This window comes from Flavobacterium muglaense (assembly GCF_014305155.1).
GTDB lineage: Bacteria > Bacteroidota > Bacteroidia > Flavobacteriales > Flavobacteriaceae > Flavobacterium > Flavobacterium muglaense.
On sequence record NZ_JACRUK010000017.1, the window covers coordinates 39,723 to 56,555 of the forward strand.

14 protein-coding genes are annotated in these 16,833 nt (G+C 34.8%); all 14 read right to left on the minus strand.

From position 1 onward, the window contains the following. Window positions 1-133: 133 nt before the first annotated feature. The gene (argH, locus tag H8R24_RS08930) at window positions 134-1,414 is read right to left on the minus strand and encodes an argininosuccinate lyase (RefSeq protein WP_187018227.1); all 1,281 of its coding nucleotides are present in this window, start codon (window positions 1,412-1,414) and stop codon (window positions 134-136) included. A 229-nt stretch (window positions 1,415-1,643) separates the two neighbouring features. Further along, on the minus strand, window positions 1,644-2,714 hold the full coding sequence (locus tag H8R24_RS08935) for a M20 family metallo-hydrolase (RefSeq protein WP_187018228.1): 1,071 nt from the start codon (window positions 2,712-2,714) through the stop codon (window positions 1,644-1,646). Between the two features lie 119 nt (window positions 2,715-2,833). Continuing rightward, a complete protein-coding gene (gene argB, locus H8R24_RS08940) occupies window positions 2,834-3,619 on the minus strand; it encodes an acetylglutamate kinase (RefSeq protein ID WP_187018229.1) in 786 nt (261 codons plus the stop codon). Then, entirely contained in the window at window positions 3,588-4,556 is a 969-nt protein-coding gene (locus H8R24_RS08945; RefSeq protein ID WP_187018230.1) for an N-acetylornithine carbamoyltransferase, read from the minus strand. The genes argB and H8R24_RS08945 overlap by 32 nt, the downstream gene beginning before the upstream one ends. Window positions 4,557-4,712: 156 nt before the next feature. Then, the gene (proB, locus tag H8R24_RS08950; protein ID WP_187018231.1) at window positions 4,713-5,474 is read right to left on the minus strand and encodes a glutamate 5-kinase; all 762 of its coding nucleotides are present in this window, start codon (window positions 5,472-5,474) and stop codon (window positions 4,713-4,715) included. A 92-nt stretch (window positions 5,475-5,566) separates the two neighbouring features. Then, window positions 5,567-6,763, minus strand: coding sequence for a glutamate-5-semialdehyde dehydrogenase (locus H8R24_RS08955; RefSeq protein WP_187018232.1), 1,197 nt, complete (start codon window positions 6,761-6,763; stop codon window positions 5,567-5,569). A gap of 195 nt (window positions 6,764-6,958) precedes the next feature. Continuing rightward, entirely contained in the window at window positions 6,959-8,095 is a 1,137-nt protein-coding gene (locus H8R24_RS08960) for an aspartate aminotransferase family protein (RefSeq protein WP_187018233.1), read from the minus strand. Window positions 8,096-8,323: 228 nt separating this feature from the next. Next, a complete protein-coding gene (argC, locus tag H8R24_RS08965; RefSeq protein ID WP_187018234.1) occupies window positions 8,324-9,301 on the minus strand; it encodes an N-acetyl-gamma-glutamyl-phosphate reductase in 978 nt (325 codons plus the stop codon). Between the two features lie 171 nt (window positions 9,302-9,472). Further along, complete coding sequence (locus H8R24_RS08970) at window positions 9,473-10,666, minus strand: argininosuccinate synthase (protein ID WP_187018235.1); 1,194 nt, start codon at window positions 10,664-10,666, stop codon at window positions 9,473-9,475. Between the two features lie 68 nt (window positions 10,667-10,734). Beyond that, window positions 10,735-11,352, minus strand: coding sequence for a GNAT family N-acetyltransferase (locus H8R24_RS08975; RefSeq protein WP_187018236.1), 618 nt, complete (start codon window positions 11,350-11,352; stop codon window positions 10,735-10,737). A 461-nt stretch (window positions 11,353-11,813) separates the two neighbouring features. Then, the gene (locus H8R24_RS08980; protein ID WP_187018237.1) at window positions 11,814-12,998 is read right to left on the minus strand and encodes a hypothetical protein; all 1,185 of its coding nucleotides are present in this window, start codon (window positions 12,996-12,998) and stop codon (window positions 11,814-11,816) included. A 153-nt stretch (window positions 12,999-13,151) separates the two neighbouring features. After that, window positions 13,152-14,621: an MFS transporter gene (locus H8R24_RS08985; protein WP_187018238.1), complete on the minus strand. Its 1,470-nt coding sequence runs from the start codon at window positions 14,619-14,621 to the stop codon at window positions 13,152-13,154. Between the two features lie 192 nt (window positions 14,622-14,813). Then, a complete protein-coding gene (locus H8R24_RS08990; RefSeq protein ID WP_187018239.1) occupies window positions 14,814-15,521 on the minus strand; it encodes a LytR/AlgR family response regulator transcription factor in 708 nt (235 codons plus the stop codon). Then, window positions 15,511-16,563: a sensor histidine kinase gene (locus H8R24_RS08995; protein WP_187018240.1), complete on the minus strand. Its 1,053-nt coding sequence runs from the start codon at window positions 16,561-16,563 to the stop codon at window positions 15,511-15,513. Before H8R24_RS08995 ends, H8R24_RS08990 begins: the two co-directional genes overlap by 11 nt. Window positions 16,564-16,833 lie beyond the last annotated feature (270 nt).

The window sequence follows — 16,833 nt, forward strand, 5'->3', positions numbered from 1 at the left end:
TTGAATATCAAATATAAGTTTAATGGGGTAGTTTTTTGCATAAAACAATAGTTTCTTCTTGTTGAATACTAATGAAACGAAAAAAATCCATTCTTTTTGAGGAATGGATTAAAACAAACAGATCGTATTGTAATTAGAACGCTTGGTTCATTTTCTCTTTAATTTCAGTCAAACATAGATTGTTTATGCTTCCTTCATGTGTGTGTTGGGTTGCTTTTGGTGATTGGTAGGTTCCGTTTTCTAATTGTTCCGCAACAGCTTTGTAAGCATCTCTAAATGGCATTCCTGCAACTACCATTTCGTTCAAAGTATCTACTGTAAACAGGTAATCGTATTTTTTATCAGATAAAATATTGTCTTTTACTTTGATGTCTTTAATCGAAAAAATAGCAATGTCTAAACAGGCTTGCAAGTTTTGAATGGCTGGAAATAATCCTTCTTTTAACAACTGTAAATCCCTGTGGTAACCACTTGGCAAGTTGTTAGTGATTAAAGTGATTTCGTATGGTAACGCTTGAATTTTGTTGCATTTTCCACGAATTAATTCAAACACGTCTGGGTTTTTCTTGTGCGGCATTATGCTCGAACCTGTAGTTAAATGTGCCGGTAAACCAATGAAATCAAAATTCTGACTCATGTACAAACACACATCCATAGAGAATTTAGCCAAAGTTGCTGCCACGCTACTCATCGCAAAAGCCAATGTTTTCTCGGATTTTCCACGGCTCATTTGAGCGGCAACCGAATTGTATTTTAAAGTTTCGAATCCTAATTCTTTGGTAGTAAAAGTACGATCAATAGGGAAGGAGCTACCATAACCGGCGGCCGATCCTAGCGGATTTTGATCTACTACTTTCAAAGCGGCATTTAACATCGTGATGTCATCAATCAAGGTTTCGGCATAAGCAGAAAACCACATTCCGAAAGATGATGGCATCGCTATTTGTAAATGGGTATATCCTGGCAACAAAACATTTTGATATTTCTCTGCCGATTCCATTAACAAATCGAAAAGCGCTTTCACTTGCGCTTTCATTTCGATAACGACATCCTTTAAATACAAATTCACATCCACTAAAACTTGATCGTTTCGAGAGCGTGCAGTATGGATTTTTTTTCCAGCGTCACCTAGTTTTGCAGTCAATAAATATTCAATTTTCGAATGTACATCTTCAAATGAATCTTCGATTTCGAAATTTCCTGCGGCTACATCAGCGATGATTTCGTTTAATGCAGCTACTAAAAAATCAGTTTCGGTAGTGGTTAATAAACCAATGTTTCCTAACATCTTAGCGTGAGCAATAGAGCCTAAAGCATCGTATTTTGCCAAAACTAAATCCAGTTCTCTGTCGTTCCCCACAGTGAATTGTTCTATTTGTTTATCAGTAGGTATTCCTTTTTCCCAAAGTTTCATATTTGTTTTTTGTTTCAGGTTTAAAGTTTCAAGTTTTTAGACTGTCGCTTTCTTTGTGTTTTTTGTTTCGCAGAGGATCTCAGAGTTTAGTCAGAGGATCTCAGAGTTTATTATTAGATGTTCCTTCGGTGTACTTAGTTCTAGCCCCGATAGCAGTGAAAATCCTTTTATTTTTTTTCTTTTAAAAATAAAAGATTGTAACGGATAGCGGGAATAGCTTCTAATTATTTTATTGTTTTAAAAAATCAGTTAGGATCTTGATGTACAAGTCGATTCCTTCTTCGATTTCGTTTAAATATATAAATTCGTCAGCTGAGTGCGACCGCAACGTATCTCCAGGGCCTAATTTCAAGGATTTACAGCTCAAAACCGACTGGTCTGAAAGCGTTGGAGAGCCATAAGTTGATCTTCCTAAAGCGATTCCAGCTAGTACTAAACCGTGATTTTCGGGGATTGATGACGAACTTAAATTCATAGAGCGAGGCGTAACTTCGGCATTTACCTGTTCTTGTACGATAGCCAAAATTTCGTGATTCGTGTAGCAGTCGTTAACGCGAATATCAACTACGATATCACATTCAGACGGAACTACATTGTGTTGTTTTCCAGCGTTGATCTGGGTTACAGTCATTTTAACGGGGCCCAATTGGTCCGATACTTTATCAAAGCTATAGTTTTTAAACCATTCCATTACGGGAATTGTTTTGTACAAAGCGTTGTCTTCATTTTGATGTGCAGCATGACTTGGCGTTCCTTTGATTTTAACATCGAGAACAAGTAGCCCTTTTTCGGCTATAGCCAATTGCATCAAAGTAGGCTCACCCACGATGGCACATTCTAGTTCGGGAAGACTTTTTAAGACACTATTTAAGCCTTTTTTACCGCTGCTTTCTTCTTCTGCCGAAGCTACCATTACAATATTGTACGGCAAGTTTTCTGCAGCATAAAAATGGACAAAAGTAGCCAACAGTGAAACTAAGCAACCACCAGCATCGTTACTACCTAAACCGTATAGTTTTCCATCTTCGACAATGGCTTTCAAAGGGGCTTTAGTATACGCCTGATTGGGTCTCACGGTATCGTGATGCGAGTTCAGCAATAGTGTTGGTTTATTTTTATCGAATGTCTTGTTGTACGCCCAAATATTGTTGTTTTCTCTCTCAAACGGAATGGCGTTAACAGCAAACCAGTTTTCGATTAGAACAGCAGTATGTTCCTCTTCACTTGAAAAAGACTGCGTTTCAATCAGGTTTTTTAATAAGGCAATTGCTTCTTGAGTAAGTGTTTCTTTGTTTTTCATATTTTTTGTATGTCGAATCTTAAAACTGAAATTTTCAGTTGTAAACTTACCATTAAGATATTTAGTAAATTAAGCTTAAAGTCCTTAATTTCTTAATGGTGATTTTTCATGGTATGTTATTATAACTCTATAGTTGTACAAACCGCATTTGTATTTTGTAACATTTTGTGATGCCCAATTTTAATTTGTTGCACCCCTTTGGATAAGCTATTGAAACAGTTGTCTAATTTAGGAATCATACCGGAATGAATGGCTTTTTCAGCCTTTAATTTGGCGTACAACTCAGGATTCATTTTTGTAATAACTGAGCTGTCGTCTTCGGCATCGTATAGAACACCTGGTTTTTCGAAGCAATAACTTAGTGTTACTTCAAAAAATTCAGATAAAGCTATTGCTAATTCGCTTGCAATTGTATCGGCATTCGTGTTTAATAATTGTCCGTTTTTATCGTGTGTAATCGCACAGAAAACAGGGACTATTCCGCTATTTAGTAATGTCTCTAATAGGGTAGTGTTGACTTTTTTTACATCACCTACAAATCCGTAATCAATTGTTGGGTGGTTTCTTTTATCCGACTGGATTAAATTTCCATCTGCTCCAGAGAATCCCATTGCATTGGCATCGTTAGCTTGTAATTGCGCTACAATGTCTTTATTGATTTGACCCGCATAAATCATCACGACAACCTCAAGCATAGCAGCATCAGTAATACGGCGTCCATCAATCATTTGAGGAACTAAGCCAATGCTTTGCGCCATCTTAGTCGCCGATTTTCCGCCACCATGCACCAATACTTTTAGTCCGTCAATTTTAGCAAAATCAGCGAGAAACTGCTTGAGTTCTTGAGCGTCATCAATAATGTTTCCTCCAATTTTAACTACTGTAATGGGTTTTTTCTTGTGCATTTTCAAGTATTTTTTGTAGCACTAGTTGCGCTGCATAGGTTCTATTATTGGCTTGTTCTATTACAATCGAGTTTTCGCTGTCAATCACTTCATCAGCAACAATTACATTACGTCTGACAGGTAAACAGTGCATGAATTTAGCATTATTCGTCAATGCCATTTTCTCAGCGGTTACGGTCCAACTGGGATCACTATTTGTGATTTTACCGTAATCAATATAGTTGCTCCAGTTTTTAGTATAGATAAAATCGGCGTTTTCAAACGCTTTGTTTTGATCGTGCTCAATAGTAGCTCCTTTAGTAATTTCAGGATTTAGTTCGTATCCTTCAGGATGTGTAATTACAAAATCAGCATCTTGCAATAACATCATTTCCACGAATGAATTGGCTACAGCCTGAGGCAATGCTCTAGGATGTGGCGCCCATGATAATACTACTTTTGGTTTATGCTCCGTTTTGTGTTCTGCCATTGTAATGGCATCAGCAAGTGCTTGCAAAGGGTGACCCGTACAACCTTCCATGTTCACGATAGGCACTGTAGCGTGTTTTAAAAAACCTGCCAAAACAGTTTCGGCATTGTCTTTTTCTTTGTCTACTAAGCCAGCAAAAGCTCTTACTGCAATGATATCGCAATATTGCGAAACTACTTCAGCCGCTTCCTTAATGTGTTCTGAAGCGCCTTGATTCATCACGGCTCCATCTTCAAATTCTAGTGTCCAGCCTTCGTTGGTAAAATTCATTACCATGACGTTCATTCCTAAGTTTAAAGCCGCTTTTTGAGTGCTTAAACGCGTTCTTAAACTTGGATTGAAAAACAACATTCCTAAGGTTTTGTTTTTACCTAGTTTTTTGTTTTTAAGTGGCTTTTTTTTAATTTTTAAAGCTTGCTTCACCCATTTTTCGAGTGAGTCTATGTTTTTTAAAGAGATGTAATTCATTGTTTTATGTATTTGGACGCTGATGATAGGGATTTGCTATCGCAAAGACACTGATCAAAGCGGATTTTCAATTTATTTAGTTTAGGTTATTATGAAACGATTTATTTTCTGCATTTTCACTTTAGCGAATCCGCGTCATCCGCGTTCCATTTTGTCTTATACTATTTTCGTGAACGGAATACTGTTTTTTATGGCATTCAAAATAAAATCGTCTTTCAAGCCATTCACGATCCAAGTTTCAATATTTGCTGCTTTTGCAATCGCTGCAGCTTCAATTTTAGATTGCATACCACCAGTTCCATGTGATGATTTTGAATCGCCAACTTCTTGTGCCATCAAAGCTAGATCATTGACTTGTAAAATAGTCTCTGGAGCAGCGTCGTGAATAGAGGCTTTGGTGTAAATTCCGTTTGTGTTTGTTGCAATAATCAAAATATCGACATTCAGAAGGACAGCAGTTAATGCAGCCAACTTATCGTTATCTCCAAACTGGATTTCGTCTGTTGCAACCGTGTCATTTTCATTGATAATCGGGATGTAATTGTTCTCGATTAACACATTAATGGTGTTGACAATATTGACTTTAGATTGTTCTTTTTCGAAATCAGAATAGGATAGTAGACACTGCGATGTTAATAGCCCTAAATCTTTGAAATTCTCATGGAAAATTCGCATTAAGTGTGGCTGCCCAATAGACGCCAAAGCTTGTTTAACAATAATTTCCTTGCCTTTACTTTCTAGTTTTACAAACTGCTTTGCAGCTGCAATTGCACCGGAACTCACAATTACAAATTCGTAATCGTCATTTAAAGCCGCAATTTGGATTCCAATATCCTCAATTTTCCCTCTCGAAATATGATTGGTTTCCTTGGTTAAAGTATTGCTTCCTATTTTTAGTAATATTCTCTTTTTTGCCATTGTAGTTTCATTTCAAAATTGAAAGATTTAATAATTTCAAAATTTCGTTGTGTTAATCCTTTAAATGCTTCAATCTTTTAATTTTTCAATTTTTATCGTATCTGTCCTTGTCCGTAAACGTACCATTTATTGGTTACCAAATGTTGTAAACCTATCGGTCCGCGTTGGTGCAATTTATCGGTACTTATTGCCAGTTCGCCCCCAAGTCCAAATTGACCTCCATCTGTGAATCGGGTAGAGGCATTGTGGTAAACTGCTGCAGTATCAACATTATCCATGAACTGCTGTGCGATTTCGTTATTTTCTGTAATTATGGAAGCCGAATGTCCGCCACAATATTTATTTATTTTGGTAATTGCTTCTTCGTCTGACTGCGTGGTACCAATTACAATTTTATAATCTAAAAACTCTTCGAACCAAATCAAATCATTTTCAATCACTGGAATCTGAGTCGCTTTCGCGAAAGCGTCATCTCCTAAAATAGTCACATTAAATGTTTTTAATTTGCTTACCAATTCGTTTGCAAAAGCTTCCCAATTGGGTAAATTAGTATCAATTAATACTTTATCCAAAGCATTGCAAACCGATATGTTTGAGGTCTTTCCGTTTATAATTATGGCTAACGCTTTTTCTAAATCGGCTTCTTGATTTACGTAAACAAAGTTATTTCCGCGACCACTTACAATTACAGGACAAGTTGCATGTTTCTTTGTAAAAGCAATTAATTGCTCTCCTCCACGTGGTACAATCAAGTCTACTTTTTGTGTTGGATTTTCTAAGAAAGCTTGCGTTTCGGCACGGTCATAATTCAAATATTCCACCCATGAAGAGGCAACATCATTATCTTTTAACGCTTGATGCCAAAGATTCACAATTTTTAAATTAGACAGTAAAGATTCTTTTCCGCCCTTTAATAAAATCTTGTTTCCCGACTTAAAAGCGATTCCACCTGCCTCAACAGTGACGTCTGGACGCGATTCATAAATGATTAAAATAGTCCCAAAAGCAGCTGTTTTATTGCTGATTTTCATTCCGTTTTCATGCGTAAAATCAAAACGAACTTTCCCCACCGGATCTTCCTGACTCGTCAATTGTTGCAATGACAAGATCATTCCGTCAATCTTCGCATCATCAACAAGCAAACGTTTCTCCATAGCCAAATCATCACCTGAATAATTTGTTAGATCCTGTTGATTTACAGCTTTAAGGTTGGCTCTTTCTTGTTCTAATAGGATTGCCATCGAACTCAAAACGGCATTTCTTTTTGCTATGGATAATACTGTTTTCATATTTGTTTTTTATTTGGGCGTGACCCTCAAAAAAGTCGGGTCGGGCTATTCGTTACAATCTTTTTTATTTCTTTCCGCTGCGCTACAATTCATAAAAAAGGATTTCCACTGCTATCCCTCACGCATACCTTTTTGTAATAATTCACTTTTGTACAATACTCAGAAACTTTGAGCCTTTGCAACTTTAAAAAAATATTACTTCAACTCTTTCAAACTCTCCTGCAAAGCCACAATAAATGTATCAATAGCAGCCGTTGTAATTGTTAACGGAGGCAGAATTCTTAATAAGTTTTTATTATTAGCTCCACCTGTAAAAATATGTTTTTCGATAATCATTTTCTTTCTTAAGGCGCTTACATCAAAATCGAATTCGACTCCTAGCATCAATCCTCTTCCTTTTACTTTGATTATTTCTGGAATTACTTTAATAGCTTCCAAGAAATACGCTTCGATTTTACTAGCATTTGCCATCAAGTTTTCTTTTTCAATCACTTCAAGAACAGCGATACTTGCGGCACAAGCCAAATGACTTCCACCAAAAGTTGTCCCCAGTAAACCGTAGCTTGCTTTAAAATGAGGTGCAATTAAAATTCCACCAATTGGGAAACCGTTTCCCATACCTTTTGCCATACATATAATATCAGGTGTAATCCCGTGAAATTGGTGTGCAAAAAACTTCCCACTTCTTCCAAAACCAGATTGTACCTCATCCATGATCAAAACGACATCATGTGCTTTACAGACTTTTTCGAGCGCTTGAAAAAATTCGGTTGTTCCTTGATCTAAACCACCAACACCTTGAATAGGTTCGATAATCACACAAGCAACATCTCCTTTTTTAAGTTCAGCTTCAACCAAATCAATTTGGTTTAATGGCAAAAAGGTAACGACTTGTTGTGCGTTTATTGGAGCGACAATTTTGGGATTATCCGTTGTCGCCACAGCTGCCGACGTGCGTCCGTGAAAAGCATTTTCAAAAGAAACAACTCTTGCTTTATTGGTATGAAAAGAGGCCATTTTTAAGGCGTTTTCATTTGCTTCTGCTCCCGAAGAACATAAAAACAAGCTGTAATCTGTATAACCTGAAAGTTTTCCAAGTTTGTCTGCCAGTTCCACTTGCAATGGATTTTGGATGGCATTCGAGTAAAAGCTCAATTTGTCTAATTGGTCTTTTACTTTGGCAACGTAATACGGTTGCGTATGTCCGATCGAAATAACTCCGTGACCAGAGTATAAATCTAAGTATTCAATTCCGTTTTCGTCTGTAATAGTACAATCCAATGCTTTTACAGGAGTAATAGGGTATAATGGGTAAACGTCAAATAAGTTCATAGTATTCCTCCCCCTAACCCCCTCCGAAGGAGGGGGAATAAATACGTACAACGGGGGGTGTTGCTTTTAGATTCTTATTGTTCTTTCTTTTTAAGAGAAAGAATAATAAGTTCGCGGTTATATTAATTCATTTTTATTTTTTTATTACTTAGTTAATAAAACTAATATAATTGTCAACGTTGATAAAGTCCTGTCTCCCTCCCCTTCGGGGAGGGCTGGGGTGGGGATTTAGAAGCCTGATGGCTTCAAATGCAACCCGGTAGTTTCCTCGAGTCCGAACATGAGGTTCATATTTTGAACAGCTTGTCCAGAGGCTCCTTTCACTAGATTATCAATTATTGAAGTGATTAGAACCCGGTTTCCTTTTTTTATTAAACTGATGATACATTTGTTCGTTTGTACCACTTGCTTCATATTAATATTTGTAGTTGTTACCGTTACAAATGGTTGGTCTTTGTAATAGGCTTCATATTTGGCTACCAAATCTTCCACGCTTTCTTCTACGGTGGTGTATAACGTAGCAAAAATTCCTCTAGCAAAATCTCCTCTATTTGGAACAAAGATTATTTCGTCATTGTAAGAATTTTGCAACTGATTTACGCTTTGGTTTATTTCGCCTAAATGTTGGTGGTCAAAAGCTTTGTAATGCGACATATTATTTGATCTCCAGCTGAAATGCGTCGTTTCTGAAGGGCTAACTCCGGCACCAGTACTTCCTGTTGTTGCGTTGATGTGCACATCAGTAGTTAGCAAATTGTGTGATGCTAATGGCAATAAAGCCAATTGAATTGCTGTTGCAAAACAACCGGGATTAGCAATATAATTGGCGTTTTTAATGTTGGTTTTATTTAATTCGGGTAAGCCATAAACAAATGATTTACCTTCAAATTCTTTGTCTTTGGTTAAACGGAAATCGTTTCCTAAATCGATAATTTTAGTGTGACTAGCAAACTGATTTTCTTTTAAGAATGATATCGATTTACCATGTCCTAAACAAAGAAAAACTACATTAACATTAGGGTTTACAGTGTCTGTAAAGTTCATTTCGATATCACCCATTAGGTCATGGTGCGCTACTGATAATGGTTTTCCGGCATTTGTGGTACTGTAAACAAAATCAAGCTTTGCATTAGGGTGAAACATTAGGATTCTAATTAATTCTCCTGCTGTGTATCCTGAGCCGCCTATTATTCCTATGTTAATCATAATTTTTTATTTTAATGTTTTGCGTTCTATTTATTGGATTATTCTGTTTTTTATAGAAGAATCATGTAAATAGTAAATTAAATTTAACCAAGAAGAACTCAAAGAAGGCACAAAGTTTACAAAACTTAGTGTGCCTTGCACTTTCTTAGCGAGCTTTGTGGTAAAACCTATTTATTCGTAAGTTTCATTATTTACAGCTGAAAAGATGTTTTGGGCGTTACCTAAAATCTTGATAAATCCTTTGGCATCATCTGATGTCCAAGCGTTGTTCATTTCGCCATATTGACCAAAACTGTTTGTCATTAAATCATTATCAGATTCAATTCCGTCCAATGAGAAATGATACGGTTTCAAGGCAACAGTCACTGTACCGTTTACCGTTTTTTGAGTGTCTTCAAGGAACGCCTCGATGTTACGCATTACAGGATCAAGAAATTGCCCTTCGTGGAAAAGCATTCCGTACCAGTTTCCTAGTTGCTCTTTCCAGTATTGTTGCCATTTTCCTAGTGTATGTTTCTCTAGTAAATGATGTGCTTTTATGATAATTAATGGGGCAGCAGCTTCAAAACCAACTCTTCCTTTGATTCCGATAATCGTGTCACCTACGTGTGTATCTCTCCCGATAGCATAGGCATTAGCCAATTTTTCTAAAGTAACGATGTTATTAGAAGGTTTGTCTTTTTTACCATTTACGGCAACCAATTCCCCTTGTTTGAATTCAAGAGTCACCTTTTCTTCGCCTTCTTTAGTCAATTGCGATGGATACGCTTCGCTAGGTAAAGCTTGGTGTGAAGTCAAGGTTTCTTTACCACCTACGCTAGTTCCCCAAAGTCCCTTATTGATTGAATATTGTGCTTTTTCCCAAGAGTAGTGAACGCCATTTTTTGATAAATAATCCACCTCTTCTTGTCTTGATAGTTTCAAGTCACGAATAGGAGTGATGATTTCGATTTCGGGAGCGATCGTTTGGAAAATTAGATCAAAACGAATTTGGTCATTTCCTGCACCTGTGCTTCCGTGTGCGATCGCTTCGGCACCTACAGATTTCGCGTATTTAATGGCTTCAATTGCTTGAAAAACACGTTCTGCACTTACTGATAAAGGGTAGGTATTGTTTTTTAAAACATTACCATAAATTAAATATTTAATGGCTTTGTCGTAATATTTGTCTACGATAGTAAGGTTAGCGTGTTGTGCGCTTCCTAGTTCGTAGGCTCTTTCCTCAATTGCAGTTAATTCTTCGTCGTCAAAACCACCTGTATTGATTAATACGGTGTGAACTTCGTATCCTTTTTCGTTTTTTAAATATTTAAGACAATATGATGTGTCTAAACCTCCGCTATATGCTAATACTACTTTTTTCATTTTTATGCTATTATTGGCTAAATGGCTTGATGCTATTTAGCTGATTGTGTTTTAATTTTTATTTTTTTTTAGTTTTCTAAAAAAAGGGCTTGTTTTATTTTTTTTAATCGGTTCCAAATCCGGACATTGAAAGGGTGTTTTGGTGGAATTTTTTGCTTCTCCTTTGGGTCATATAACATTCCGGTACACAAACACATTTTATTATCTTTGCTTTTTAGAATTTCATAATTCGTACAAGTTTGACATCCTTTCCAGAAACTAGGATCGGTGGTTAACTCTGAAAACGGAACAGGTTTGTATCCTAAGTCCGAGTTGATTTTCATCACTGCTAATCCAGTTGTGATTCCAAATACTTTAGCATTTGGATATTTCTTTAACGAATATTCAAATACTTTTGATTTGATTTTTTTGGCTAAGCCAAGGTTTCTATAATCAGGGTGTACAATTAATCCTGAATGCGCTACATAGTTGCTGTCTTGCCAGCTTTCTATATAACAAAAACCAGCAAAAGTCCCATCGACTAATGCAATGACCGCATCCTTGTTTTCCATCTTTTTTTGGATGTACTCAGGGGTACGCTTAGCAATTCCAGTTCCTCTCAATAAGGCAGACGATTCTATCGTATCGCAAATAACTTGTGCGTACTTAAAATGTTCTTCCTGTGCTATAATAATGGAGATATTCATTTCAGAAGATGAATTTTTGAGTTAAAAAATAAGCTGTAAATCAAATTTGAGCAACAAAAGTTAATGAATTTAAAGCTAAAAACAAATGTATAATCGATTGTATAACAATTAGGTATAAAAGTTATGGAATGTTTTAATAAAATGCTTTTAGGATATGATAATCCAATGTTTAACAGTTGGGATTTCAAAACGGTAAAATGAAAAATGATTAATATAAAACGAACTAGTATTGGTCACTATAGAGATAGTGTCCGTACTTCGGGTAAAGTACTAGCGGTTTTTATCCGTGAGATAGATGTTATATTTAATCTTGTGTGTTTCATTGCTGCAAAAGTACACTTATTTTTAATACGTTAATCGTATTTTTTAATTTCTAACATTTTTTTAGTAAAATGTTATTAAAAAAGCACTTTGATTGTTAATTTCAAAGTGCTTGCTTTATGAATAGTGGAATTGCGTGCTTAATTGCGAAAACCATTCTGGGTGATAATCGACTTCAATTTGGCTTTTAAGTCTTCGCCGGTTTGATAAACCATTTGTTCATTGGTAGGAAACGGGATCGGTCTACGATCAAAGTAGTTATAGTATTCTACATCAGTGGCTCTTTTATCTCCTTTGTAAGTAGCGTATCTGTTTTCAAAGATAAATTCGCTAGAGATAGGGAATGACTCTAATAGCTGATTGGTTTTTAGATCTACATAATCCACTTTGGCAGTTATTTGACACGCTTTAAACTGATTGAATTCGTACACACGAATTTTGATTGTTTTTAAGTTATCAACTTTAATGGTGTTTCCTAAACTGTCTTTGACAACATTTCCGCGGTTGTCCACTAGTGTTTTAAGTCCGTCTTTTATCTGTTTTTCGTTGTAAAACTCCTTTTCTTTTATTTGTTCAGGTGAGATATTGATGTCTCTAAAATTCATTATTAATCCATAATCGTAATAGATACCCTTTTGTTTTTCATTATGATAAACAGTCCATTTGTCATTCATACCATAGGTACTAAAATCTAATAAATCGTTTTGTAAAGCAGACGGGATAACCATATTGGTTTCGTTACGTAATGAGACAGATATAAAGTCGGTTCCCTTAAAGCGAGCTTCATCAATTAACTTTAAAACATCTTTGTAATTGGGATTAATTTGATTCAAATAATTTAGATCGTCATACACTCTTCTAAATATTTGTTTGTCGTTTGTAAGCATCAATGCCTTGGAATTATCGTATAAATATTTAGACAAGGTGTTTCTGCTAGAAATAATTTGTGTATTGTAGTTGTCAAATGGAAAGTAGGCGTTTCTTCCTTTGTTTAATAAGGGTAATGGAAGGATAGGGCGTATTTTTTCTTGACGATTGTTTAATTGTAAGTAAGTGTTGTAAATGATTTCATAATTTCTAGGATTTCCATCCTTTGAAAGTAAGTCTAGATTACGCAAGTCTCGATCTTTAGCTTTGGCGAAAGCCTCTTCAAGAAGATATACATAGTCTTGTTTTCCTTTAGTGTTTTTATTAGAACGAAGCCCTTCAACAGCGCGGTCTATGGCAGCATCATAATCGCCTTCACTCAGTAAACTTTGTGTTTTTTTGACACCACAGGATAGTATGAATAAGGCAGTTAAGAATAAGAGTAGTGTTTTTTTCATGAGTAGCGATTTAAACAAATGTATTTATTTGGTTAATCAAATTCAATTTTAGTGCCAAAAAAAGCCATCAAATATGTTTTTTGATGGCTTTATTTATTGAATTAAAAATTAAAACTCTTTTGGATTAAAATAGTTTGATTTTTGGAGTTGAAATTAGTGTGCACCACCTTCGGTTTCAACTTGATTGATTCCTTGTCTTTTTAAAATTTTAGGACAATAAAACCCGTAAAATCCTAAGTAAGCAAAACCAAGTAAAGGAACAACATAAGAGAAATGGGTCCATGAGACACCAAATATTCCATTAGGATGTGTTAAGTCATAATCACAAATACTTCCTTGGACTAGTGGAATAACACCACCTCCAAGAATCATCATAATTAAGAAAGAAGATGCTTTTCCCGTGTTTTTTCCTAATCCGGCTATAGCTAAATCGAAAATAGATGGCCACATAATAGATAGGAATAATCCACCTGATATAAAGAAGAATTTTGCAATTTCAGTATCAGTACAAATCAGTCCAGCTAACATCATTACTAAACCAGAAACTCCAAAAAGCATTAAAGTTTTACCAGCATTTTTACCACCTACAAAACTTACTGCAATAAAGAGTAAGATCCAGATTGGGTAGATGTAAAATGATGAAACATCATGCTGAGCAAATAAGTTAGCGCCTATAATTACTCCAAATGCAAGAGCAGGAACGATAAATTTGAGTGCAGTGTTGACAAGGTTTGAAGTGTTAAATACATTTACACCACCATTCCAACGACCAATCATTAAACTTCCCCAGTATAGCGCAATAAAAGGCGAAATAGCATCTTCTAGAATACTACCAAACTCAGCTGTATGTAATAAAGCAGGTAAATTACTGATAATGGTTACCTCAGTACCTACATAAATAAAGATAGCTAGCATTCCAAGGTATAGCTGAGGGTAATCTAAAATATTGAATTTTTCAGTACTAGTTACGACTGCTTCTTTTTCGATTTTTGCCGGGTTTTCGATTTTAGAAAAATTCATAAAAATAGCCACAAGTACAAAGGCTATTCCTAAAATGATAAAAGGCAATTTGATATCTTCTAATGAAAGAGATGTTTTCTTATTGTCTCCCATTCCGAACAATGCGATTCCTAATAAAATAGCACCAATCGTGGTTCCGAAAGAGTTAATTCCTCCAGCTAGTGTTAAACGGTGTGCTCCAGTAGAAGCACTTCCCATTTTAATAGCAAGTGGGTTAGCTACAATTTGCTGAATAGAAAATCCAAGACCTACCGTAAATAAGGCGGTCAAGAAAAAAGGAAAACTTTGCATTGTTGCTGCAGGAACGAATAAAAACGAACCAATAGCAGATAACAATAATCCTGCTGACAGGGTTTTTTTGTATCCAAATTTTTGTAATACGTCTACTTTAAGTGATATTAAGAAAAAGATAATAGATCCTACAAAGTAGGCTACATAAAAAGCCCAAGCAACAAGTTGTGATTGTACTTGAGATAAAGTAAATACTTTTTTAAAGACAGGTATTAAGATGTCGTTGGCCGAACCAACAAATCCCCAAAAGAAGAAGACGATTATCAGTGAGATAAATTGCCCCCATTTGGTTTGTACATTTTCTGAGCTCATAATTGTGTTGGATTAGTTTTTTTAGTAATTTGTTTTTAGTTTTCAAGAGCGTAAATATATTTGTTAAGCAAATCAAAAAAAAACAATTTTGCATAAATATTATTATAATTGTATAATAATCACTTTTTGTTAAATAATAATGATTATTTTTCAAGTAAAGCGAATTTAATTGGTATGATTGGGTTTCAGCATTTACTCAAGGATTCTGTTTTTTACTTCTTTACTGTAATTACGGCCTATAGGGATGGTGAATGATTGTATTTGAATACGGTTGCCTTCAATGAATTTTATTTTGTTTAGAGCGATACAGTAAGACTTATGAACTCTCAAAAATTGGTCTATTGGTAGCTCATCAGTCAAAGAGCTTAAGGATTTGTGAGTGATATAAGTTTTATCATTGGTAACTACTTTAATATATTCCTTCATTCCTTCAATAAATAAAATTTCATCGATAATCAGTTTTACCATTTTTTTATCTACTTTAATAAAGATATGCGGTTCCACCCTAAAAGGTTCTATTTTGATATTGTTTTTAACACTGATTTCCGTCGATATTTTACTAATGCACTTTATAAATCGGATGATAGGTATAGGTTTTACTAGATAGTCCAATACATCCAAGTCGTAACTTTCGGCGGCAAATTCTCTGTATGCAGTTGTGATAACAACTCGTGGTTTTACATCGTGCTCGATTAATTTAATGAGTTCAAAACCAGTCATTATAGGCATTTTTATATCCAAAAAAACAACCTCAACAGTAGTCTTATTGATATAATGCAAAGCTTCAAGCGAGGTTGTAAATGTTGCCACTACTTCAAAATCGGGAAAGTTTTTAAAATAGTTTAGTAAAACTTTAATAGCTAATGGTTCGTCATCAATTATGATACATTTAATTTTCATGATTGAGGGGGATTTGCAAGCTTACTACATAATAATAGAATTTAATTTTATGTTGTAGGCTAAATTTGTTGTGGTACAGTAATTTCAATCTTTTTTTTGTATTTTTTAATCCTATTCCGGTTCTAATTGTCAGATTTGGTTTTTGTATAAAGTTATTTATAATTTCGAACTCTAGTAAAGAATCATTGATGGTTTTGCAGTTAATTTTAATGACCAAATTAGGGTTACTGATCCCGCCGTGTTTAAACGCATTTTCTACCAGACTGATAAATAACAAAGGAGGTACGTTAATTTCATCAATGTTAGATTCAATATCAAAAGATACATGGACAGTTTCAAATCGCAGTTTTTCTATTTCTATATAATTTTGAATGTATTCAATTTCCTTAATCAATGGCACATAAGTTTTTCCTTCGATGTCGTATAATACATACTCCATGAGTTTAGAGAGTTTTATAATAACATCGGGCACTTTATCTGATGATTCTAAAGATAATGCGTATAGATTATTTAAAGTGTTAAAGAAAAAATGGGGTTGAATTTGATTTTTGAGATACTTTAATTTGATCTTAAATTGTTCCTCTCGCAATGCTTTATTACGATCCCTTTCTTTCAGCCAGGTTAAGGTAAGGTAAATTGAAGATGCCATAGCTACGACATATAATTCGCCTATACAAACTGCGATAATATGATTGGTGTCAAACGGTTTGTATTCGCGGTTGGCTTCAGGCCAAATATTTTCGGAAATAAGGTAATAAGTGAGCCCCGTTTTTAATAGATAGACTAGAAATACACTCAGTAATAAGGCAAAAGTATAGTGCAAGTATTTTGATTTAATTACATATCGAGGTATTAGAAAAAAGAGATTTAAGTACACTAAAGGAATGTGTAATGCAAATTCAATTAAATTGGATTTAAAGGAGTATTCATAATCATTAAAATAAGCACCCCATCTTAAAAAATTAGAGACAAAGTAAATGCCCCAAAACCAGAAATGATTTTGAAGTTTTAAATCGAATTTAACATCTTTTATTTTACCCAAAGCAGCAATAGTTTAATTTATAAAAAAATGGACATGAGATTAAAAGATGCAACTTTAGTGATTTTTTTTAATATAGGGCTCTTTATTTTGCATAAAAACCTGAATTTTTAATAAAATAATATTAAAATAATATTTTGTTGATTCGACCAAAAACGGGTTATAGACAAAATAATGTCGTTCGTTTAAAAAAAAGAACCGTTGGTTTAATTTATTTTTTTTACCAGTTCCTTCCTGATACATTTACCCCATAACTAACAAAAACTTTTAAAC

Excerpts from the sequence above, each read along its gene's own strand:
- argH (WP_187018227.1), bottom strand. The coding sequence starts at position 1,414 with ATGAAACTTTGGGAAAAAGGAATACCTACTGATAAACAAATAGAACAA.
- H8R24_RS08970 (WP_187018235.1), bottom strand. The coding sequence starts at position 10,666 with ATGAAAAAAGTAGTATTAGCATATAGCGGAGGTTTAGACACATCATAT.
- H8R24_RS08990 (WP_187018239.1), bottom strand. The coding sequence starts at position 15,521 with ATGAAAATTAAATGTATCATAATTGATGACGAACCATTAGCTATTAAA.
- argC (WP_187018234.1), bottom strand. The coding sequence starts at position 9,301 with ATGATTAACATAGGAATAATAGGCGGCTCAGGATACACAGCAGGAGAA.
- H8R24_RS08955 (WP_187018232.1), bottom strand. The coding sequence starts at position 6,763 with ATGAAAACAGTATTATCCATAGCAAAAAGAAATGCCGTTTTGAGTTCG.
- H8R24_RS08985 (WP_187018238.1), bottom strand. The coding sequence starts at position 14,621 with ATGAGCTCAGAAAATGTACAAACCAAATGGGGGCAATTTATCTCACTG.
- H8R24_RS08975 (WP_187018236.1), bottom strand. The coding sequence starts at position 11,352 with ATGAATATCTCCATTATTATAGCACAGGAAGAACATTTTAAGTACGCA.
- argB (WP_187018229.1), bottom strand. The coding sequence starts at position 3,619 with ATGCACAAGAAAAAACCCATTACAGTAGTTAAAATTGGAGGAAACATT.
- proB (WP_187018231.1), bottom strand. The coding sequence starts at position 5,474 with ATGGCAAAAAAGAGAATATTACTAAAAATAGGAAGCAATACTTTAACC.
- H8R24_RS08935 (WP_187018228.1), bottom strand. The coding sequence starts at position 2,714 with ATGAAAAACAAAGAAACACTTACTCAAGAAGCAATTGCCTTATTAAAA.
- H8R24_RS08960 (WP_187018233.1), bottom strand. The coding sequence starts at position 8,095 with ATGAACTTATTTGACGTTTACCCATTATACCCTATTACTCCTGTAAAA.
- H8R24_RS08980 (WP_187018237.1), bottom strand. The coding sequence starts at position 12,998 with ATGAAAAAAACACTACTCTTATTCTTAACTGCCTTATTCATACTATCC.
- H8R24_RS08945 (WP_187018230.1), bottom strand. The coding sequence starts at position 4,556 with ATGAATTACATCTCTTTAAAAAACATAGACTCACTCGAAAAATGGGTG.